23 protein-coding genes and 1 rRNA gene are annotated in these 22217 nt (G+C 29.1%); 8 read left to right on the top strand and 16 right to left on the bottom strand.

Annotated elements, in window-relative coordinates:
• Positions 1–181: 181 nt before the first annotated feature.
• From rpsR to rpmH, 16 genes are all read right to left on the bottom strand, one after another.
• Positions 182–433, bottom strand: a complete 252-nt coding sequence (gene rpsR / locus KQI30_RS05145) for a 30S ribosomal protein S18 (protein WP_044039583.1) — start codon at positions 431–433, stop codon at positions 182–184.
• Positions 434–457: 24 nt separating this feature from the next.
• Positions 458–919, bottom strand: coding sequence for a single-stranded DNA-binding protein (locus tag KQI30_RS05140; protein ID WP_216462171.1), 462 nt, complete (start codon positions 917–919; stop codon positions 458–460).
• Between the two features lie 20 nt (positions 920–939).
• Positions 940–1227, bottom strand: coding sequence for a 30S ribosomal protein S6 (gene rpsF, locus KQI30_RS05135; RefSeq protein ID WP_216462169.1), 288 nt, complete (start codon positions 1225–1227; stop codon positions 940–942).
• Between the two features lie 90 nt (positions 1228–1317).
• Entirely contained in the window at positions 1318–1518 is a 201-nt protein-coding gene (locus KQI30_RS05130; RefSeq protein WP_216462167.1) for a DUF951 domain-containing protein, read from the bottom strand.
• A 1026-nt stretch (positions 1519–2544) separates the two neighbouring features.
• Positions 2545–3042, bottom strand: a complete 498-nt coding sequence (locus KQI30_RS05125) for a DUF4446 family protein (protein WP_216462165.1) — start codon at positions 3040–3042, stop codon at positions 2545–2547.
• A 37-nt stretch (positions 3043–3079) separates the two neighbouring features.
• On the bottom strand, positions 3080–3925 hold the full coding sequence (locus KQI30_RS05120) for a ParB/RepB/Spo0J family partition protein (RefSeq protein WP_216462163.1): 846 nt from the start codon (positions 3923–3925) through the stop codon (positions 3080–3082).
• A 2-nt stretch (positions 3926–3927) separates the two neighbouring features.
• Entirely contained in the window at positions 3928–4695 is a 768-nt protein-coding gene (locus KQI30_RS05115; RefSeq protein WP_216462161.1) for a ParA family protein, read from the bottom strand.
• 163 nt (positions 4696–4858) lie between these two features.
• On the bottom strand, positions 4859–5656 hold the full coding sequence (noc, locus tag KQI30_RS05110) for a nucleoid occlusion protein (protein ID WP_216462159.1): 798 nt from the start codon (positions 5654–5656) through the stop codon (positions 4859–4861).
• 40 nt (positions 5657–5696) lie between these two features.
• On the bottom strand, positions 5697–6416 hold the full coding sequence (gene rsmG, locus KQI30_RS05105) for a 16S rRNA (guanine(527)-N(7))-methyltransferase RsmG (RefSeq protein WP_216462158.1): 720 nt from the start codon (positions 6414–6416) through the stop codon (positions 5697–5699).
• 47 nt (positions 6417–6463) lie between these two features.
• The gene (mnmG, locus tag KQI30_RS05100) at positions 6464–8350 is read right to left on the bottom strand and encodes a tRNA uridine-5-carboxymethylaminomethyl(34) synthesis enzyme MnmG (protein WP_216462157.1); all 1887 of its coding nucleotides are present in this window, start codon (positions 8348–8350) and stop codon (positions 6464–6466) included.
• Positions 8351–8376: 26 nt separating this feature from the next.
• The gene (gene mnmE / locus KQI30_RS05095; protein WP_216462156.1) at positions 8377–9756 is read right to left on the bottom strand and encodes a tRNA uridine-5-carboxymethylaminomethyl(34) synthesis GTPase MnmE; all 1380 of its coding nucleotides are present in this window, start codon (positions 9754–9756) and stop codon (positions 8377–8379) included.
• A 169-nt stretch (positions 9757–9925) separates the two neighbouring features.
• The gene (gene jag / locus KQI30_RS05090; protein ID WP_216462155.1) at positions 9926–10543 is read right to left on the bottom strand and encodes an RNA-binding cell elongation regulator Jag/EloR; all 618 of its coding nucleotides are present in this window, start codon (positions 10541–10543) and stop codon (positions 9926–9928) included.
• Between the two features lie 20 nt (positions 10544–10563).
• Entirely contained in the window at positions 10564–11316 is a 753-nt protein-coding gene (locus tag KQI30_RS05085) for a YidC/Oxa1 family membrane protein insertase (RefSeq protein ID WP_216462154.1), read from the bottom strand.
• A 17-nt stretch (positions 11317–11333) separates the two neighbouring features.
• The gene (gene yidD / locus KQI30_RS05080; RefSeq protein ID WP_216462153.1) at positions 11334–11546 is read right to left on the bottom strand and encodes a membrane protein insertion efficiency factor YidD; all 213 of its coding nucleotides are present in this window, start codon (positions 11544–11546) and stop codon (positions 11334–11336) included.
• On the bottom strand, positions 11509–11883 hold the full coding sequence (gene rnpA / locus KQI30_RS05075; protein WP_216462152.1) for a ribonuclease P protein component: 375 nt from the start codon (positions 11881–11883) through the stop codon (positions 11509–11511). Before rnpA ends, yidD begins: the two co-directional genes overlap by 38 nt.
• A gap of 70 nt (positions 11884–11953) precedes the next feature.
• Entirely contained in the window at positions 11954–12088 is a 135-nt protein-coding gene (gene rpmH / locus KQI30_RS05070; protein WP_044039602.1) for a 50S ribosomal protein L34, read from the bottom strand.
• A 501-nt stretch (positions 12089–12589) separates the two neighbouring features.
• Between rpmH and dnaA the strand changes: the two genes are divergently transcribed.
• The 8 genes from dnaA to KQI30_RS05030 form a co-directional block, all read left to right on the top strand.
• Positions 12590–13939, top strand: coding sequence for a chromosomal replication initiator protein DnaA (gene dnaA, locus KQI30_RS05065; protein WP_216462151.1), 1350 nt, complete (start codon positions 12590–12592; stop codon positions 13937–13939).
• Positions 13940–14199: 260 nt separating this feature from the next.
• Complete coding sequence (dnaN, locus tag KQI30_RS05060) at positions 14200–15300, top strand: DNA polymerase III subunit beta (protein WP_216462150.1); 1101 nt, start codon at positions 14200–14202, stop codon at positions 15298–15300.
• A gap of 95 nt (positions 15301–15395) precedes the next feature.
• Positions 15396–15602 (top strand): S4 domain-containing protein YaaA, encoded by a 207-nt coding sequence (yaaA, locus tag KQI30_RS05055; protein WP_044035685.1) that lies wholly within the window; start codon positions 15396–15398, stop codon positions 15600–15602.
• Between the two features lie 43 nt (positions 15603–15645).
• Positions 15646–16746: a DNA replication/repair protein RecF gene (recF, locus tag KQI30_RS05050; protein ID WP_216462149.1), complete on the top strand. Its 1101-nt coding sequence runs from the start codon at positions 15646–15648 to the stop codon at positions 16744–16746.
• Between the two features lie 11 nt (positions 16747–16757).
• A complete protein-coding gene (gene remB, locus KQI30_RS05045) occupies positions 16758–17021 on the top strand; it encodes an extracellular matrix regulator RemB (RefSeq protein ID WP_044035687.1) in 264 nt (87 codons plus the stop codon).
• Positions 17022–17041: 20 nt separating this feature from the next.
• Positions 17042–18970, top strand: coding sequence for a DNA topoisomerase (ATP-hydrolyzing) subunit B (gyrB, locus tag KQI30_RS05040; protein ID WP_216462148.1), 1929 nt, complete (start codon positions 17042–17044; stop codon positions 18968–18970).
• 19 nt (positions 18971–18989) lie between these two features.
• On the top strand, positions 18990–21479 hold the full coding sequence (gyrA, locus tag KQI30_RS05035; RefSeq protein ID WP_216462147.1) for a DNA gyrase subunit A: 2490 nt from the start codon (positions 18990–18992) through the stop codon (positions 21477–21479).
• A 544-nt stretch (positions 21480–22023) separates the two neighbouring features.
• Positions 22024–22217, top strand: a 16S ribosomal RNA gene (locus tag KQI30_RS05030); the annotation flags it as partial.

Raw genomic sequence — 22217 nt, 5'->3', positions numbered from 1 at the left:
TTTTTATCCTTTCTTCTCATAAAGAAATTTTATATCACCAATATACTATTTAATCTTAAGCTTATATAAAAAATTATATTATCTCTACTCAAAGCTGCGTTCTTATCATATATATTATCTTCTATATATTATTTTTTATAATATTAAAATAGCCCATAGCAAAGCTATGGGCTTACATTTTTTACTCAGTTGTAAATGGTAATAAAGCTATGTTTCTTGATCTCTTAACAGCACCAGTTAATTCTCTTTGGTGCTTAGCGCAAGTTCCACTGATTCTTCTTGGTAAAATCTTACCCCTTTCAGTAACGAACTTTCTTAATTTGTTAATATCTTTGTAATCAATAGCTTCGCTCTTTTCAGAACAGAATGCGCAAACTTTCTTTCTTGCTCTTCTGCCTCTCATGTTCTTTTTGTATTCTTTCTTTTCGCTCATGTCTTTCCCTCCTTTACCTAAATATTAGAACGGTATTTCATCATCATCATCTATTGGATCAGCCCATCCGTTATCATAACTTTGATCTGAACCTAAATTTGATGAATTATAAGATTCTCCGTTATTAGAACCTCTGTTTCCTCCATTGAAACCACCTTCAGCACCATTTCCTCTTTCAAGGAATTGTACTTCATCAGCTACAACTTCAGTAACATATCTTCTGATTCCATCTTTGCCTTCATAGTTTCTAGTTTGAATTCTGCCACTAACGCCGATAAGTCTTCCTTTGCTCATATAATTAGCAACATTTTCACCTTGTTTACCCCAAACTACTATTGGAATAAAGTCAGCTTCACGTACACCATCTTTATTAGGCATTCTTCTATCAACTGCAACTGTAAAGGTAGCTACTGCCATTCCAGTTCCTGGTGTAAATCTCAACTCAGGATCTTTAGTTAGTCTTCCTATTAAAACAACTTTATTCATTAGCTAGCACCACCTTGTTATTACTTTTCGTTTCTAACTATGATATGTCTTATAACTCCATCAGTAATTCTGAATACTCTATCTAATTCCTTAGGTAGTTCAGGAGCTGCAGTAAAGTTGATTAAAGTATAGTAACCTTCGTTTGACTTACCGATTTCGTAAGCTAACTTTCTGTTACCCCATTCATCAACATTTTCAATAGCGCCACCACCATTTTCTATAACACCCTTAAATTTTTCGATTATAGCCTTTTTAGCTTCTTCTTCTAAAGATGTGTTTAGGATAAATAATGTTTCGTATTTATTCATTCTTTTCACCTCCTCTGGACTTGCGGCCATCTTCGAGATGGCAGGATTACAATTTATTATTTTACTACTTTTATTTACATATTGCAAGAACTAATTGTTATCTTCATTTGAAAATATTACTTTTTTTACTCTTTTATTAAAGTCAGATCTTGATATCATAACTAGCCTTCCACAATTTTTGCATTTGATTTTAATATCTGCACCCAATCTAATTATTTCCCATTCATTTGCCCCACATGGATGCCCTTTTTTCATTTCAACTATATCACCTAAGTTAAATACAAAATTCATATTCATTCTCCATTCTATTCATATATAATAAAACTATATCAATAAACTAATATCTATTATGTTAAATTTAATTTTTATGATTATATAACATAAAAATAATTTTCAAGTTTATTTCTACATTATATAAAATTTTTCTATAATCTATATAAAATATCTTATCATATTTTTTAGACCCTTTCCTACTTATATATAAATAATTTATCATTTTTCTACATCGTTATTCAAAACTCTTATAAAGTTTTTATATACCATTTATGTAATTCCTCTTTTTACTACTTTGCATTAATAAGATATAATTATCTTAATTAATGTAAAAGGAGAGTTCTAATGGTTAGCTTAATCAAAATACTAATACTCGGTTGCGTTACAGGATTTATTTCTGCCCTTCCTACTAACATATTAATAAGTGAAGATATTGTCTCTAATAAATATCCATATAGTAATAGGAATATTTATCTTTCAATAGGTGCTTTGTTATCTAATATATTTTTATTATTATTTTTTAATACTACAATTACTTTTCTCTTTAATATAAATAAATATATAATAAATTACATTTTTATATTATTAGGAATAGCAATTAACTTTTTTATTTTTAACTATTTTACTAATAAGGAATTTTTTCATAAAGAAACATCTAAATCTAATATAAAATATTTAAATGCATTTATATCTAGTATAGTTAGAACCACTACAAATAAATTCACTATTTTTATATGGTTTGCTGGTAGTATAATTTATAATTATATCTGTAAATATATTTCTATGAATTATATTATTATTTATTATACAGGACTAATTTGTGGAATAAGTATATGGTTCATATTTTTAAATATATTACAAATAAAAAATGTATATATTATTACTCCAACATCAATTATTAATATAAAAAATATTTTACTAAAATTCTTTTTTATTATAAGTCTACTATTAATTATTCTCGGTGTATATAATCTGATGATTTAATAATTAGTAACAAAAAAAATCGTGATTACAAATTTTTATTTGTAATCACGATTTTTTTAATTATTCCATTTCTATAGCACTGTCTAAAACTTCTTTTTCTTCAGTTGATAATTCATATCTAGAAATTCCACTTTCTATTTCTTTAGCATAAATGACACTATCTTCTCTTCCAAAAATACTTGTTAATACAAATCCATTATTATCATTATCTAACATTACAATTGAAAAACTTAAATCTGATCCTACATCATCAAAAGCCTTATATCTTTTCATCTCTACTTTTCTGATTGATGTATCAACTTTACTTAATATATCCTCATGCATTTGAAACATAGTATTATTCTTTTCTTTTACTTCTTCAACGGCATTCATATATTTTTCTATTATATCTTCTAATGACTTTCCTTCACATCTAAATAAACTTTTATATCTCTTATTTAATTTCCTGTTTGAATTAATTAATACTAATAAAAATATAAATAATATTACAATTACTGCAATCATTGATATAAGTATTATACCAATATAATCATTTACTATTTGATTTATTTTATCCATGACTTCCTCCTCAAGTTTTGTTTCACGTGAAACTTTGCTACATTAATAATTCAAGAATTCTATCTAACTCTTCTGGTGAATAATACTCTATTTCTATTTTTCCTTTATTATCTTTTTTAGTTTTAATTGATACCTTTGTTCCAAAGTGTTCACTAATTCTGCTTTGTAATTCCTTTATGTATATATTCTCTTCTTCTGACACTGGTTCTTTTACCTTTGGATTTAAAATATCTCTTACTAATCTTTCTGTTTCTCTTACACTTAACTTATTATCTATAATTCTTATAGCCATTTCATATTGTGTATCTTTTTTTGATAATGACAATAATGCTCTTCCATGACCTTCAGATATTACACCTTCTATTAAATACTGTTGAACACGTTTATCTAAGTTTAATAATCTCATAGTGTTAGTTATAGCAGTTCTAGATCTACCTATAACTTTTGAAACATCTTCTTGAGTTATAGAAAACTCTTTTATTAATCTTTTGAATGCCAACGCCTCTTCTATAGGATTTAAGTCTTCTCTTTGAATATTTTCAATTAAAGAAACTTCTAAAACCTTTTGATCAGTCAATTCCATAATAACAGCTGGAATAGATTTTATTCCTGCTAACTTTGCAGCTCTCCAACGTCTTTCACCTGCAATTATTTCATAATCATTACCACTTTCCTTTAGTACTAAAGGTTGGATAATACCATTATCTTTTATAGATTTAGCTAGATTGGATATCTTTTCTTCATCAAAATTTTTTCTTGGTTGTTTGTTATTTGGTTTAATCCTATTTATATCTATTAAATCTATTGAATTCTTTTCTGCTACCACTTCTTCATCAGGAATAAGTGCACCTAATCCTTTACCCAATCCAAATTTCTTACTCACAATTATTCCTCCTGTCTACTTAAAAATTCTTTTGCCAACATATCATAACTTTCTGCACCTTTACATTTTGCATCATATAACATAATAGGTAGTCCATAACTTGGTGACTCTGCTAATCTAACATTTCTAGGAATTACTGTTTTATATACATAATCCCCAAAATGATTTTTAACTTCTTTAGCAACCTCATTACATAAGTTTGCTCTTGTATCATACATAGTTAAAAGTATTCCTTCATATTTTATGTCAGGATTTAAACTCTTTTTAACTAAATTTATAGTATTTATAAGTTGTGATACACCTTCTAAAGCATAATACTCACATTGTATTGGTATAAATACTGAATCTGATGCAACTAATGCATTTATAGTAAGCAGTCCTAATGATGGCGGACAGTCAATAAAAACAAAGTCAAATTTGTCTCTTACTAATTCTAACTTTCTCTTTAATATATCTTCTCTATGATTTATTCCTGTTAATTCAACTTCTGCACCTGCTAAAGCTTGTTCAGAAGGAATCACATATAAGTTTTCTATCAATTCACTTTTAATGATACAATCTTCTATATTTGTATCATTTGTTAAAATATCATATGTAGAAAATTCTAAATTAGATTTATCTATCCCTAATCCGGACGTAGAATTTCCTTGTGGATCTATATCTACTATTAATACTTTTTTTCCTTCAAAGGCTAAATAGGTAGCAAGATTTATATTAGTAGTAGTCTTTCCAACTCCACCTTTTTGATTAAAGACACATATTGTTTTCACATTTATCCCCCCTATGCTAATCCCTTATAATGATATTATAAATTACATTAATATGTTATAAAAGATAATTTCACAAATTCTTAAATAATTTTTTATAAAAAAAAGATTTAAGGAATTTTATTCCTTAAATCTTCTCAAAAAAAGCATCGTTTCACGTGAAACATTACTTTTTAGGTATCTTTACTGTTACTTCTATAAAGTCATCACTTTCTTTAGATTTATACTTTGCATTAATACCATACTTATCAAATACTTGTTTTATAGTATTTATATAAATCTTCGAACCAAATACTCCTTTGATTCTTTTCTTTCCATCTTTCCCTATATCTTTTTCATCATGAATATATTTTAATAAGGTTCTATCAATTAAAGCTTCAGTTTCTTTAACATTAAGTTTATTCTCAATTACTTTATCTAATACTTTAGTTTGCATTTCAGCATTAGGTAATTTTAATAAAGCTCTTGCATGTCTCTCTGTAAGAGAATTTTCAATAAGTCTTTTTCTTATTTTGCAATCTAACTTAAGAACTCTTAACTTATTTGCTATTGTAGATTGTTTCTTACCAATACTTTGAGCTAAAGTTTCTTGAGTATAATTATGCTCTTTTAATAAGTTGTAATATGCTTCTGCCTCTTCTAAAAAATTTAAATCTTCTCTTTGTAAATTTTCTAGTAATGCAATTGCAGCACTTTCCCTATCATTTATATCTACTAATATTACAGGTACCTTATCTAATCCAGCTTTTTTTGCAGCTCTTAATCTTCTTTCCCCTGCAACTAATTCATAATAATTTTCCTTTATCTTTCTTACTGATAAAGGTTGTATAATACCATAAGTTTTTATTGATTCTGATAATTCTTCTATTGTTTCATCATTAAAAGTTTTTCTTGGTTGATAAAGATTTGGGTATACTTCAAATGGAGAAACATATTGTATCTTACTTTCTTCTATTCCCTTCATATTAAATCCCATCCTCATAAAAAAATCATATTTAACTTAATTATTTAATAGGCCTCTTACTGATTACTCCAGCCTTTCTTGGATATACTTTTGAAGTTTCTTTTATCTTTCTTACTACAACTAAATTGTGGTTAAGATCAGTTCCTTCAACTTCAACCTCTATTATATCTTCTATTTTTCCTCCAAGAGTAGCTATTGCATTTTTGCCTTCCATTATTTCTGTTTCAATAGCTGGTCCTTTAAGTGCTATAAGATATCCACCTACCTTAACATATGGAAGTGTATATTCACTTAACACTGCCATATTAGCAACAGCTCTTGAAACTACAGCATCAAAACTTTCTCTAAGTTCTGGTTTTCTTGCTCCATCTTCTGCCCTGCTGTGGATAGTACTTATTTTTTGCAAATCTAATTTAGAAATTACCTCATCTAAAAAATTAATTCTCTTATTTAATGAATCTAAAAGTACAACTTCCGTATCAGGAGATAGTATCTTTATTGGTAACCCTGGAAACCCCGCCCCCGTACCAACATCTATAACTTTCTTTAAATTCTTAAATTCAGGAAATCTAAATATTTTTAAACAATCAATAAAATGCTTTTTAAAAATGCCTTCATCATCAGTAATTGCTGTAAGATTTATTTTCTCATTCCATTCTTTTAATAAATCTTTGTAAATAACAAATTTCTCAAACTCTTTCTCTGAAAATGGTATTCCTTCTTTATCTGCCGAAGTTTTCATAAGGGTATAAAAATCCATAAACTCCTCCTTATTTGAATTAATTTACTATTTTGTAAAATATTATATTATTGTTTGTTTTGTTTTTTCTTCTGCTCTAAATATATCATTAATACAGAAATATCTGCTGGTGATACTCCTGATATTCTAGATGCTTGACCTATATTCATAGGCTTAAACTTATTTAACTTCTGTATTGCTTCTGTTCTTAATCCATAAACATCTGAATAATCCAGTTCCTTATCTATCAACCTATTTTCTATTTTCTTAAATTGCTCAACTTGTTCTAATTGCTTTTGAATATATCCTTCATATTTTGCAATTATATCTATTTGATCAATTATATCTATAGGTAGCTGACATCTTTCACTATCTAGAGGTGCTACTAATCTATAATTTAACTCTGGTCTCTTAATAAGTTCATATAAAGATATTGGTTTCTTTAAAGGTACAGATTCTAATGTTTCCAAAAATTCATTTACTTCTTTTTTATTTGTTATTTGAAGATTTTTTATTCTTTCTAACTCATTTTCTAGCTTACTTTTTCTCTCTAAGAAGATATTATATCTCTCATCATCAACTAAGCCTATTTCTCTTCCCATCTCAGTTAATCTTAAATCTGCATTATCTTGTCTTAATAAAAGTCTGTATTCAGCTCTTGAAGTCATCATTCTATATGGTTCATTTGTTCCTTTAGTAACCAAATCATCTATTAATACACCAATATATGCATCACTTCTCTTTAATATAAATGGTTCTTCATTCTTAATTTTTCTAGCTGCATTTATTCCTGCTATTAACCCTTGTGATGCTGCTTCTTCATATCCTGATGTTCCATTAAATTGTCCCGCACCAAAAAGTCCATTTACCTTTTTAAACTCTAATGATAATTTAAGCTCTGTTGGATCTACTGAATCATATTCAATAGCATACGCAGATCTCATAAATTCACAATTCTCAAGCCCTGGAATTGTTCTATACATTGCTATTTGTACATCTTCTGGCATAGAAGAACTCATGCCTCCAATATATAATTCTTCAGTATCTTCACCTTCTGGCTCTACAAATATTTGATGTTGTAACTTATCAGGGAATCTCATAATTTTATCTTCTATTGAAGGACAATATCTTGGTCCTATTCCTTCAATAGAACCATTATACATTGGTGATCTATCTATGTTTTCTTTAATTATATTATGAGTTTTCTCATTAGTATAAGTTAAATAACATGATATTTGTTCTTTTTCTAAATTACTATTAGTAAATGAAAATGGAACTATTCTTTCATCTCCACATTGCTCTATCATCTTAGAAAAATCTACAGAACTTCTTTTTACTCTTGCAGGTGTTCCAGTTTTGAATCTTCTAAGTTTTATTCCTAAATCTAATAATGATTGTGATAAATCCATTGCTGGTACTAAACCATTAGGACCACCATAGTAACTTGTTTCACCAATTATTATTCTACCTTTTAAATAAGTACCAGTAGCTAAAATAACAGCTTGTGTCTCATAATATGCTCCATTTTTGCTTATAATACCTTTAACTTCACCATCTTCTACATCTATAGAAATTACTTCAACTTGTTTTAAGTAAATATTATCTTCACTTTCTAAAACCTTTTTCATTTCCCTAGTATATAAGTGCTTATCTGCCTGTGCTCTTAAAGAGTGTACAGCTGGTCCTTTAGATGTATTTAACATCCTTGATTGGATAAATGTCTTATCTATATTTTTACCCATTTCTCCACCTAAAGCATCTATTTCTCTTACTAAATGCCCTTTTGCAGTACCTCCAACGTTAGGATTACAAGGCATCATTGCTATAGACTCTAAGCTCATTGTTGCAACTAATGTCTTCATACCTAACCTTGCACTGGCAAGAGCTGCTTCGCAACCAGCATGACCAGCTCCAATTACAACAACATCAAATTTGCCTCCAAAGTATGTTTTCATCTTTTCCTCCTAATTTCTTATATATTCTATTTTCCTAAACAAAATTCTGAAAATATCTTGTCTATTAGATCTTCTTCTACTGTCTCTCCATTAATTTGACCTAATGCACTCCATGCATTTCTAATATCTATAGATGCTAAATCTATTGCCATTGTATCTTTTAATGCACATAAAGTCGATTCTAAGCATTCTTTAGCTCTATATAGTGCTTCTTTATGTCTTATATTAGTAACCATTACTTCTGAAGAGTTTATCTTACCTTTAAAGAATAATTCTTTTATAGCATTCTTAATCTCATCTATTCCTAATTCATCTTTTGTTGATATCGGAATTATATATTCTTGATTTAACTCTTCTAAATCACTTTTATTAATAGCATTAGGTAAATCTTGCTTATTTAATAATACTATATATTTCTTATTTTTTATATATTTTATTATTTCTATATCTTCTTCTGCTATCTCTCTTGAAGCATCTAACATTAAAATAACTAAGTCAGCCTCTTCAATCTTTTCTTTTGATCTCTCTACTCCTATTTTTTCTACCACATCTTCAGTTTCTCTTATACCGGCAGTATCTATAATTCTTATAGGAATTCCATCAAGTGAAATATATTCTTCAATTATATCTCTTGTAGTTCCAGGTATATCTGTAACTATAGCCCTATTTCCTCTAGTTAATACGTTTAATAATGAAGATTTTCCTACGTTAGGTTTTCCAACTATAACTGTAGATAATCCATCTCTGATTATTTTTCCTGCCTCTGCACTTTCTATTAGTTTATTTACTTCATCAATTACTACTTTAACATCTACTTCTGTTTTTTCTGAAGTAACTTCCTCTAAATCATCTTCTGGATAATCAACAGTAGCCTCAATATGTGCTATAATCTCTAATAACTTATTTCTCAATTCATTTATTTCTTTTGATAATTTTCCTTCACTTTGAACTAATGCACTTTTCATTGAAACTTCTGTTTTTGAATTAATTATATCCATAACTGCTTCTGCCTGTGATAAATCAATTCTACCATTTAAAAATGCTCTTTTAGTAAATTCTCCTGGCTCCGCAAGCCTAGCTCCATTTTTAATAACAGCATCTAAAACTCTTTTAGTTGCTATAACTCCACCATGACAATTTATTTCTATAGTATCCTCTGCAGTAAAAGACTTTGGTCCCTTCATATATGATAATATTACTTCATCAATTTTTTCATCAGTTTCATTATCAATTATACTTCCATATCTCATAGTATATGGTTTAATATCCTCTATACTTTTCCCACGTACTCCTCTAAATATCTTTTTAGCTATTTTAAGAGCCTCTTCTCCTGATACTCTTATTATAGATACGCTTCCTTCTCCTACCGCTGTTGCTACGGCCGCAATAGTGTCAAATTCCTTCATATGCTATACCTCCTAAGTTCTACATTGAATCTTGCTCTTAATCTTTTAAATTATATATCTAATAATATATTTACGACATTTTTTTATCAATAATCAGTTATTACCACTTGCAAGTTTTTTCACCAATAAAAATCAACCTCCCTTAGGGGAGGTTGATTTTTATTAATTTTTATTTCAATTCTAAAACAACTCTTCTATGGGGCTCATTTCCCTCTGAATATGTCTTTACAAATCTATCATTTTGTAATGCTGAATGAATAATTCTTCTTTCATAAGGATTCATAGGCTCCAACTTAATTGTAGTTTTGTTTCTTGCAACTTTCTTAGCAGTTTTATAAGCTAAATGTCTTAAACTTTCTTCTCTCTTCTTTCTATAATTAGAAGTATCTAAAATAACTCTTTTATAGTCATCATTGCTTCCCTTATTAATAACCAATGATGTTAAATATTGAAGTGAATCTAATGTTTCTCCTCTATATCCAATAACTATACCCATATCTTTTCCTTCTAATTCAATGTTTAGAACATTATCATTTTCTTCTATTAAGATATTAGCTTCTATTTTCATACTTTCTAATATACTTTGCAAGAACTGCCTTGCCTCAGATATATAATCTCTTTTTACCATTACTTTTATCTTAGCAGGCTTACATCCTATCCCTAAAAACCCTTTACTTCCTTCGTCAATTACCTCATAAGTAACTTTATTTTCTGTCACATTTAATTGTATCAGGGCGTTCTGATAAGCATCTTTAACAGTTTTACCTGTTACCTCTACGATTTTCATACTTATTCTTCCCCCTCCCCTTATTTTTGAGGTTTATTTTTTATTTTTTTAGTAGTTATTGTAACTTTTTGCTTACTTGGTTGATTATTTTCAGCTTCAGCTTCAATAGCTTCTTCTTTGTTAATTACTATTTTTCTAATTATACTCATAAATATCCATTGGAATATGTTAGACACAACATAATATAAAGCAACTGCTGCTGGTGTTATGTATCCGAAATAAAACATCATACCAGACATAACTATATTCATTGTTCTTCCTTGGCTTCCTGCTGATGCTCCTTGTTGCTTTTGTGTCATATAACTTTGTATAAATGATGTACCACCAGCAAGAACAGCTAGCACAACATTATGAGTAGCACCAAAGTTACTTATAAATAAAAATGATCTATCTAATAATTCTTTCAATGGTGTATTTTGTGGCTGTAATACGAAAAACATAGCAGCTAAAATAGGCCATTGAATAAGCATTGGTAGACATCCAGCCATTGGATTTATACCTTCATTTTGATACAACTTCATAGTTTCTGCATTCATCTTTTCAGGATTTGATGCATATTTAGCTTTTATCTTTTCTATTTTAGGTGTAAGCCTTCCCATTTTTATTGAATTTATTATCATCTTAGTATTTAATGGTATAAGTATTATTTTAATAACGATAACAAATAACACTATTGTTAAGGCCGTTGTTATACCTTTTTCCCCTAAAAACGGCTTAAGTAAATCATAAAAAAATAGAAATATTGTATTTAATATACCATATAATATTTGCAATATTAGCCCTCCACTTCTTATTTTAAAGGATCATATCCTCCCTTATTAAAAGGATTGCACCTTAAAATTCTCTTTATTGTAAGTATCGTTCCTTTTATAGCACCGTATTTTTCTAAGGCTTCCAGTGCATATTGTGAGCAAGTCGGATAAAACCTACATGTAGGTTGCCTTTTTAATGAAGATAAATACTTTCTATAGAATTTTACTATTATTATTAATATCCTTTTCACTATTAATTAAACCAGCTTTCTTAAACAAACTTATCAATGACTTCTCAATCTCGTGATAATTCTTACTATCCGAGCCAGTTCTCGCAATAATTACAAAATCATGTCCTAATATAAATTTATCTTTATTTAGTCTATAGCTTTCACTAATTAATCGTTTTACTCTACTTCTAACAACACTTTTTCCTACCTTTTTACTAACAGATATTCCAACCTTGTTAATATCACGGTGTCTATTATTCTTATATGTATATAAAACTAATGTATTATTAGAAAAAGACTTCCCTCTTCTATATACTATTCTAAATTCTACATTACGTCTTAATTTTTCATCTTTCATCGACTTTCTTCTTTCTAAAAAATACTTCTATTACAATTTGCTTAGAGAAAAAGGCCACAAAAAACGCGGCCTATGCAGTCAATCTCTTTCTACCTTTTGCTCTTCTTCTCTTAAGAACGTTTCTTCCAGTTGATGATTTCATTCTTTTTCTGAATCCATGTTCTTTCTTTCTTTGTCTCTTTTTTGGTTGATATGTCATGAACATACACAACACCCCCTCTATATAGAATTTTGATAGCAAGTTAATTACTAGCTAAACGTATTTATGGTTTTACTATTAAATTATATAGTTGTCAATGAGCTATGTCAATCTATGTTTTTTTAATTCATTGTGAATAAAATTATCCCCAGGCTGTTCTTTTTGTGGATAACTTCTTGAATAGCTCTTATTATTTTGATATTATTAAGATATATTGTTGATAACTTGTGGATTATTTTGAGTTATACACATTTTGTGGATAACCCTGTGTATAACTTGTTGATTTTTTTATTTTAATTCAATAATTCAGCATAATTCTTTATATTTTACTTGTGTATAACTTTTTTATTTATACTGTTAATAACTTTTATTATAAAATTTTTATCCACAATTTATTACTATTGTGGATAACTATAAAAAATTTATTCACAGTTTTTTTTGACTCTATAATTTCTGTGGATAAATTTGTTGATAATTTTTTATTAAATTAGACTGGAGGATATTACAATGAAAGTCCAATTAGATGATTTGTGGGCTAAAACGTTAGAAATTATGCAAAACGAGCTTACTGAAGTTAGCTTTAATACTTGGATAAAGAGTATTTGTCCTATAGAAATTACAGGGGATACTATAAAATTAAGTGTACCTAATGATTTCACTCGTGAAATTTTAGAAGGAAGGTATAAGGATTTACTTATTAATGCAATTAAGGTCGCTACTAATAAGGAATATAAAATTGATTTTCTTATTGGTGACGAAGAAGCAATAACTAAATCTGAAGCTCCTAAACAAAATATTGTAATGTCTTCACCTTCTGATGGCATGCAAGCAGTTTTGAATCCAAAATATACATTTGATTCTTTTGTAATAGGAAATAGTAATAGATTTGCTCATGCTGCTTCTCTTGCTGTTTCTGAATCTCCAGCTAAAGCATATAATCCTCTATTTATATATGGAGGAGTTGGTCTTGGAAAAACTCACTTAATGCATGCTATTGGTCACTACATCTTAAATAAAAATCCAAAAGCTAGAGTAGCTTACATTTCTTCTGAAAAGTTTACTAACGAACTTATTAATTCTATTAAAGATGATACCAATGAAGAATTTAGAAGCAAATATAGAAATGTAGATGTATTACTAATAGATGATATTCAATTTATTGCTGGAAAAGAACGAACACAAGAAGAATTCTTCCATACTTTTAATGCACTACATGATGCAAATAAACAAATCATTTTATCTTCAGACAGACCCCCTAAGGAAATTCCAACACTTGAAGATCGTTTAAGATCAAGATTTGAATGGGGACTTATAGCTGATATTCAACCACCTGATTTTGAAACTAGAATAGCTATATTGAAGAAAAAAGCTGATGAAGAAAATTTAGATATCCCTAATGACGTATTAGGATATATCGCAAATACTATAAAATCAAATATTAGAGAATTAGAAGGTGCTCTTATTAGAATAGTTGCATTTTCATCTCTTACTAATAAAGAAATATCCGTAGATTTAGCTTTATTAGCCTTAAGAGATATCATAGCTAATAAAAGTTCAAAAGCTATAACTATTGAATATATTCAAGAAATAGTAGCTAACTACTTTAATGTCACTGTAGATGATTTAAAGTCTGCTCGTCGTACAAAAAGTATTACTTATCCTAGACAAATAGCTATGTATCTTTGTAGAAAAAATACTGATAATTCCTTACCTAAAATAGGTGAAGAATTTGGTGGTAGAGATCATACAACCGTAATTCATGCATATGAAAAAATCTCTGATGCTTTAAATAAAGATAAAGATCCACTATTAAAAAGTGACATAGAATCTTTATCTAAAAAATTAAATAAAAAATAATCCACAACCTGTTTATAATAACTTGTGAATTAGTTGTGGATAAAATATAAAAAATAATGTTATACTGAATTCTGTGGATAAAACGTCTAAGTTAATCACATACTTATCCACAGTTATTTTATGCCCAATAGTAGTATTTACAGTATCTCTGGGGTTTTATCAACATATCCACAGCCCCTACTACTACTACTATTATTATTTATATATACTTTTATTTAATAAATAGATAAATATCGTTGTGGATAAAAGGAGGTATCTTAATGAAATTTATATGTGAAAAAAATGCCCTTGTAGAAGGAATTTCAATAGCGCAAAAAGCAGTAACAGGAAAATCAACTATGCCTATACTTGGAGGTATTTTAATTAATGCAAAAAATAATACTCTTATAATAACTGGATCAGATATTGATTTGAGTATAGAAACTAAAGTTAAAGCAGCCATTATAGAAGAAGGCTCTATAGTTGTTGATGCTAGATTATTTGGGGAAATTATAAGAAAGTTACCTAATGCAGACGTAGAAGTATCATCTATTTCTGAAAGTTCTATAGAAATAAAATGTGAAAAATCTAAATTTAACTTAATACATATGGATGCTGAGGATTATCCATCTTTACCATCAGTAGAAGGAAATAAACAATTAAACATATCTCAAAAATGTTTAAAAAATATGATAAAAGGTACTATATTTGCAGTTGCACAAGATGAAACTAGACCAATCTTAACAGGAGTTCTAATGGAATCAAAAGATAGAACTTTAAACTTAGTTTCATTAGATGGATATAGATTGGCTTTAAAGAAAGAAAGTATTGAATTTGATGAAGAAGTAACAGCAGTAATACCAGGTAAAACATTAAATGAAGTTGTTAAAATATTAGGAGAAGATGATAATGTAACACTAACATTTAATGAAAATCATGTATTATTTACTATAAATGAGACAAGAATAATATCTAGATTACTTGAAGGAGAATTTATAAAATATAACTCTATAATTCCAGAAGAACATAAATCAACAGTAATTGTGGATAAAAATATTCTTTTAAATTCTATAGAAAGAGCTTCACTAGTTGGAAAAGAAGGAAATACTAACTTAGTAAAATTTGATATAGAAGACGACACAATTGTTATAACTTCTAATTCTCAATTGGGAAATGTTCGTGAAGAAGTTAATATAAATTTGCAAGGTGATGGAATGCAAATTGCATTTAACTCTAAATATTTAATTGACATATTAAAGATAATGGATGAAGAAAAAATATATATGGAATTTACATCAGCTGTTTCTCCATGTGTAATTAAAAATATAGAAAAAGATAACTGTACTTATCTTGTTTTACCTGTAAGAGTATCAACAAGATAAGGTGAATAAGTATACAAAGAAGTGAATAAATGATTTTCCAATTTGTCTATGGGCAAATTGGATTATTATTTAGAAAAATAGAAAAGAGTGATATTGTGGAAGAAATTAAGATAACGACAGAATTTATTAAATTAGATTCCTTTTTAAAGTTTGCTGGAGTAGCATCTCTTGGAACAGAAGCAAAGTTTTACATTCAAGAAGGGCAAGTATATGTTAACGGTGAAGTGGAAACAAGAAGGGGTAAAAAGCTTTATAAGGATGATGTTGTAGAATTTAATGGGGAAACCTTCAAAATAGTTTAATAAGCATTCATTGACAGTTTGTGATATAATATAAGGTGGATTTATGTATATAAAGAAATTAGCCATAAAGAATTATAGAAATTACTCAGACTTAAGTATAAGCCTAAGTAAAAATGTTAATGTTTTTACTGGAGATAATGCTCAAGGTAAGACTAATATACTAGAGAGTATATATTATTGTTCTTTGGGACGCTCTCATAGGACATCTAAGGATAAAGAACTTATAAAGTGGAATGAGGGCTATGGAGAAATAGTATTGGATGTTGCCAGAGAACGTTTGGATAAAAAGATAGATATAAAGTTTTCTAGAGAGGGAAAAAAATCAATTACAATAAACTCTATTAGGCTTAGAAAGATTTCAGAGCTAATTGGAGTGTTCAATGCGGTTATTTTTTCACCAGAAGACTTAAAGGTTGTAAAAGAATCTGCATCTTTTAGAAGAAAGTTTTTAGACATCGAATTAAGCAAACTTAAACCTAAGTATTATACGACTTTAGTTAGTTACAATAAGGTTTTAAGTGAGAGAAATACTGTTTTAAAAACATACAATGAGAACCTAGAAGAAATATTAGAAATCTATGATAGACAATTAGCAAAACTTGGGTCAATGATAGTAAAACAAAGAATTTTGTATTTACAAAAGTTACAACAGTATGGAGAGAAGATCCATAGTGACATAACAAAGAATAAAGAAAAAATAAGTTTTAGATATATTTCAGATCTTAAAAGTTATTCCAGTCTAGAAAGCGATTTATATGAGCTTATTTCTAAAAATAGAAATAGAGATATAAATAAAAGAATCACATCTAAGGGACCGCATAGAGATGACTTTCTAATAGACATAAATGGAGTTGATACTAGAGTTTATGGATCACAGGGACAACAACGTACTGCAATACTTACTATAAAATTTGCTTCATTGGAAATAATTAAAGAATTTATTGGTGAATATCCTGTGCTACTTCTAGACGATGTTTTATCAGAATTAGATATAAATAGACAAAGTTTTATATTAAACTCTTTAAAAAATGTTCAGACTATAATTACATGTACAGGAATGGAGACTATAAGGAATTACCTTAAAGATGACTTTAAGTTATTTATGGTTAAAGAAGGAAGTATTGAAAAAATTATAGAAGAATAAGGAGGAAAAGTATGTTTCTTCATTTAGGAGAAAATGTAGTAGTCCCAATAAAAGATATAATTGGAATATTTGATTTAGAGACTACTATGTATAGTGCAGATACCAACCAGTTTTTAAGGCTTGCGGAAGAAGATGGATTTATTGAGAGAATAACAGAAGATCATCCCAAATCTTTTATTGTTGCAGAAGTAGATAAAAAAGCTAAAGTGTTTTTATCACCAATATCTTCATCAACATTAAGTAAGAGAACAAAAATAGAATATGATGAACAATAAAGATAGTTAGGAGGATAGCTATGACAGAAAACAAACAATCTTATGGAGAAGATCAGATACAGGTTCTAGAGGGATTAGAAGCTGTTAGAAAAAGACCAGGAATGTATATTGGAAGTACTTCTGTAAGAGGACTACATCACTTAGTTTATGAAATAGTTGACAATTCAATAGATGAAGCTTTAGCAGGATATTGTGATAGTATAGAAGTTACTATACATAAAGATAATTCTATTACAGTTACTGATAATGGAAGAGGTATGCCAGTAGGAATGCATCCTAAGATGGGAAAACCTACTGTAGAAGTAATCATGACAGTACTGCATGCTGGTGGAAAATTTGGAGGCGGCGGATATAAAGTATCTGGTGGGCTTCATGGAGTTGGTGCATCTGTCGTAAATGCATTATCATCCAAGTGTGTTGTTACAGTAAAAAGAGATGGTCATATATGGAGACAAAGCTATGAAAGAGGTAACGTTGTATCTGATTTAGAAATATTAGGGGATACTAATGAACATGGAACTACTGTTGATTTCATGGCAGATGATGAGATATTTGAAACTACAGAATATCAATATGATGTATTGTCTCAAAGATTGAGAGAACTTGCATTTCTTAATAAGGGAATAAAAATAATATTAAGAGATGAAAGAGAACAAGATGAAGAAGGGAACGTTAAGGAAGAAGCATATCACTATGAGGGTGGAATTAAGTCATTTGTATCATACCTAAATAGAAATAAAGATCCTTTATTCCCAGAACCAATTTATGTAGAAGGAGAAAAAAATGATTGCTATGTAGAAATAGCAGTTCAATATAACGATGGTTATACAGAAAACATTTTTTCTTTTGCAAATAATATAGACACCGTAGAAGGTGGAACACATTTAGTTGGATTTAGAACAGCTATAACAAGAGTGTTTAATGAATATGCTAGAAAGTTTGGATTCTTAAAAGATGGAGATAAGAATCTATCAGGTGAAGATATAAGAGAAGGTTTAACTGCTGTTGTATCAGTAAAATTATCTGAACCTGAATTTGAAGGGCAAACTAAGACTAAGCTTGGAAATTCTGTAGTAAGAGGAATTGTTGATTCTATATTAGGAGAAACAATGGAAAACTTCTTAGAAGAAAATCCAGCTATAGGTAAGATTATATGTGAAAAAGCTTTAACAGCGGCTAGAGCTAGAGAAGCAGCTAAAAAGGCTAGAGAATTAACAAGAAGAAAATCAGCATTAGAAAGTTCTACACTTCCAGGAAAATTAGCAGATTGTTCTTCTAAAGATCCACAAGAGTGTGAGATATATATAGTCGAAGGGGATTCTGCCGGTGGTTCAGCTAAACAAGGAAGAAATAGAAAATTCCAAGCTATACTACCATTAAGAGGTAAGATTCTTAATGTTGAAAAACAAAGATTAGATAAAATATTAGTGTCAGATACAATAAGATCAATGATAACTGCATTTGGAGCAGGGATCGGAGAAGAGTTTGATATATCTAAGATAAGATATCATAGAATTATCATAATGACAGATGCCGATGTTGATGGTGCTCATATTAGAACATTATTATTAACATTCTTCTATAGATACATGAGAGATTTAGTTGAGGGTGGACACGTATTTATTGCACAACCACCGTTATACCAAGTTAAAAAGGGTAAAAATGAAAGATATGCTTATAATGATAGCGAGTTAGAAGCTTTAATAGAAGAAATGGGTGGCAAAGATAATAATACGCTTATACAAAGATATAAAGGTCTTGGAGAAATGGATGCTCATCAATTATGGGATACTACTATGGACCCTGAAAAGAGAATATTATTAAGAGTTAACATAGAAGATGCTATGAAGGCAGATGAAATTTTCACTATATTAATGGGTGAAAAAGTTGAACCAAGAAAAGAATTTATTCAAGAAAATGCTAAGAATGTAGTTAATCTTGATATTTAGATTAGAGAGGTGAGATCAGATGAATAACAACGAAGGAAAGTTTCTGCCTGTTGATATAAGTGCAGAGATGAAGAGGTGCTACATAGACTATGCAATGAGCGTTATAGTTGGTCGTGCACTTCCAGACGTTCGAGATGGGTTAAAGCCTGTACATAGAAGAATATTATACTCTATGTATGAACTAGGACTTGATCCTAGTAAGGGATATAGAAAATGTGCTAGAATTGTCGGAGACGTATTAGGTAAGTATCATCCACATGGTGATTCATCAGTTTATGATGCTTTAGTTAGACTGGCTCAAGATTTCTCTATTAGATACACATTAGTAGATGGTCATGGTAACTTTGGATCTGTAGATGGTGATAGTGCTGCAGCGATGAGATATACAGAAGCTAGAATGGCTAAGATTGCTGTAGAAATGATAAGAGATATAAATAAAGACACAATAGATTTTGGAGAAAACTTTGATGGAACTGAGAAAGAACCAATAGTTTTACCTTCAAGATTCCCTAATCTATTAGTAAATGGATCTGCAGGGATAGCCGTTGGTATGGCTACAAATATTCCACCTCACAATCTAGTTGAAGTAATAGATGGAATTAATTATTTTATAGATAATCCTGAATGCACAATAGCAGAATTAATGCTTCACATAAAAGGACCTGATTTCCCAACAGCAGGTATAATAATGGGGATGAGAGGTATAAGAGAGGCTTATGAAACAGGTAGAGGTAAGATAATAGTAAGATCTAGAGCAGAAATAGAAGAAGAAAACGGAAGACACAGAATTGTAGTTACAGAGATACCATATCAAGTTAATAAGGCTAAACTTATTGAAAATATAGCTGATCTTGTTAAGGATAAAAGAATTGTTGGCATATCTGATCTTAGAGATGAATCAGATAGAGAAGGTATGAGAATAGTTATAGAGCTTAAGAGAGATGCTAATCCAAACATAATATTAAATCAACTTTATAAACATACTAAGATGCAAGATACTTTTGGAATAATTATGTTAGCATTAGTTAATAATGAACCAAAGGTGTTGAACTTAAAGCAAATATTAGGTCATTATGTTGATTTCCAAAAGGAAGTTATAAGAAGAAGAACTATATTTGAATTAAAGAAAGCTGAAACAAGAGAACATATCTTAGAAGGATTAAAAATTGCCCTTGATCATATTGATGAAGTTATAAGTATAATAAGAGGCAGCAAAAACACAGCTGAGGCAAGAGAAAAACTTCAAGATAAGTTTAATTTAAGTGAAGCTCAATCATCAGCAATTGTAGAAATGAGATTAAGAGCTTTAACTGGCTTAGAAAGACAAAAGATTGAAAATGAATTAAATGAATTAAGAGAATTAATAGCTAAGTTAAGAGAAATATTAAGTTCAGAAGAATTAATATTAAATATTATTAAAGACGAGCTTACTGAAATTAAGTTAAAGTATGGTGATGAAAGAAGAACAAGTATTGAACAATCATCAGACGATATTAACATAGAAGACTTAATTCAAGAACAAAATGTTGTTGTTACTTTAACAAGAGATGGTTACATTAAGAGAATACCAGAAGATGCATATACTGCTCAGAAAAGAGGGGGCAGAGGAATAGTAGCTGGAACAACTAAGGAAGATGATATTATAGAAAACTTATTTGTTACATCTACTCATAATCATATAGTATTCTTTACTAACCATGGTAGAGCTTATAAGTTAAAGGGATATGAAATACCTGAAGGTTCAAGAACATCTAAGGGAACTAATATTATAAATATATTAATGCTTAGACCAGATGAAAAAGTTGAAGCTGTAATTTGTATGAAAGAATTTAATCCAGATGATTATTTAGTGATGGGAACTAAAAACGGAATAGTTAAGAGAACATCATTAGATAACTTCAAGAATATAAGAAAGAGCGGATTAAATGCTATAACTTTAAGAGAAGAAGATGAACTTATATCAGTAAAACTTACTAGTGGTAATGATGATATAATGATGTTTACATCAGAAGGATATTCTATAAGATTTAAAGAAACTGATGTAAGAGAAATGGGAAGAATGGCATCTGGTGTTAAAGGTATATCATTAAGAGAAAATGATACTGTAGTTGCTATGGAAGTAGTAGATCCTGAACTTAAAGTGTTAGTAGTTAGTGAAAATGGACTAGGAAAAAGAACTAATGTAGATGAATATAAGGTTCAATATAGAGGTGGTATGGGTATCATAACCTATAAGACTAACGAAAAGACAGGAAAAGTTGTAGGAGCTAAGATGGTAAGTGATGATGATGAACTTATGCTTATTAACTCTAAGGATATAGCTATAAGAATAAATGCATCAGATATATCTGTTACTGGAAGAAGCACTATGGGTGTTAAGTTAATGAAAACTGAAGAAGAGGTTACAGTAATTGCTATAGCAAAAATAATATCAGAAGATAAAGAAGAGTTAGAGCAATTAAAGATTGATGAAGAAGTAACTTCAAAAGAAGATAAAGAAGAAAATTAATATAAAGTAAAAAAAGCTGCTGTATTTTGATAAAAGATACAGCAGCTTTTTTAAAATTAGTGTATATAAATAATGAGTTTTATTTGTTAATGAGATGATTTTGTTGATATTAATAGAATATAAGAACATCAAAGTTGAGGCAAAACAAAAGAATAACAACACAGTTGTTGCAATATAACCCAATATATAGATGAAAACATATGACAACTTATTCTGGTGTATCAATGACAAGATGCATAAGAAAAAGAAAGAAAAACGTAGTATAAGGAGGATAAACATCTATAACTGTGTATATATGAGAATAATTTTATATTAAATTATATATAATAGTCATTGTCGCAAGCGACCAGTAAAAAAAACAACTAAGAAAAATAAAAAAAGTTGTTGACAAGAATGGTCGGAAGTGATATTATAAAGAAGTCGCCTGAAGCGACAAATGATCTTTGAAAATTGAACAGAAGAAACATATAACCAGTTAATTCTTTTAATTGACTCATATATATGAAGTCAGCAAACTAGTACTAAGCTAGTAAATCAAACTTTTTAAATTGAGAGTTTGATCCTGGCTCAGGACGAACGCTGGCGGCGTGCTTAACACATGCAAGTCGAGCGAACAAAGCTCCTTCGGGAGTGGAGTTAGCGGCGGACGGGTGAGTAACACGTGGGTAACCTGCCTTATAGAGGGGGATAGCCTTCCGAAAGGAAGATTAATACCGCATAAGAAGTAGAAGTCGCATG

The organism is Clostridium bornimense, from assembly GCF_018917145.1.
Taxonomy (GTDB): Bacteria; Bacillota; Clostridia; order Clostridiales; family Clostridiaceae; genus Clostridium_AN; species Clostridium_AN bornimense_A.
This window is presented reverse-complemented; position numbering and strand designations above follow the sequence as displayed.

Coding starts and splice junctions, on each gene's coding strand:
- rpsR (WP_044039583.1), bottom strand. CDS start 433: ATGAGCGAAAAGAAAGAATACAAAAAGAACATGAGAGGCAGAAGAGCA.
- KQI30_RS05140 (WP_216462171.1), bottom strand. CDS start 919: ATGAATAAAGTTGTTTTAATAGGAAGACTAACTAAAGATCCTGAGTTG.
- rpsF (WP_216462169.1), bottom strand. CDS start 1,227: ATGAATAAATACGAAACATTATTTATCCTAAACACATCTTTAGAAGAA.
- KQI30_RS05130 (WP_216462167.1), bottom strand. CDS start 1,518: ATGAATTTTGTATTTAACTTAGGTGATATAGTTGAAATGAAAAAAGGG.
- KQI30_RS05125 (WP_216462165.1), bottom strand. CDS start 3,042: ATGGATAAAATAAATCAAATAGTAAATGATTATATTGGTATAATACTT.
- noc (WP_216462159.1), bottom strand. CDS start 5,656: ATGAAGGGAATAGAAGAAAGTAAGATACAATATGTTTCTCCATTTGAA.
- rsmG (WP_216462158.1), bottom strand. CDS start 6,416: ATGGATTTTTATACCCTTATGAAAACTTCGGCAGATAAAGAAGGAATA.
- mnmG (WP_216462157.1), bottom strand. CDS start 8,350: ATGAAAACATACTTTGGAGGCAAATTTGATGTTGTTGTAATTGGAGCT.
- mnmE (WP_216462156.1), bottom strand. CDS start 9,756: ATGAAGGAATTTGACACTATTGCGGCCGTAGCAACAGCGGTAGGAGAA.
- jag (WP_216462155.1), bottom strand. CDS start 10,543: ATGAAAATCGTAGAGGTAACAGGTAAAACTGTTAAAGATGCTTATCAG.
- rnpA (WP_216462152.1), bottom strand. CDS start 11,883: ATGAAAGATGAAAAATTAAGACGTAATGTAGAATTTAGAATAGTATAT.
- rpmH (WP_044039602.1), bottom strand. CDS start 12,088: ATGTTCATGACATATCAACCAAAAAAGAGACAAAGAAAGAAAGAACAT.
- dnaA (WP_216462151.1), top strand. CDS start 12,590: ATGAAAGTCCAATTAGATGATTTGTGGGCTAAAACGTTAGAAATTATG.
- dnaN (WP_216462150.1), top strand. CDS start 14,200: ATGAAATTTATATGTGAAAAAAATGCCCTTGTAGAAGGAATTTCAATA.
- recF (WP_216462149.1), top strand. CDS start 15,646: ATGTATATAAAGAAATTAGCCATAAAGAATTATAGAAATTACTCAGAC.
- remB (WP_044035687.1), top strand. CDS start 16,758: ATGTTTCTTCATTTAGGAGAAAATGTAGTAGTCCCAATAAAAGATATA.
- gyrB (WP_216462148.1), top strand. CDS start 17,042: ATGACAGAAAACAAACAATCTTATGGAGAAGATCAGATACAGGTTCTA.
- gyrA (WP_216462147.1), top strand. CDS start 18,990: ATGAATAACAACGAAGGAAAGTTTCTGCCTGTTGATATAAGTGCAGAG.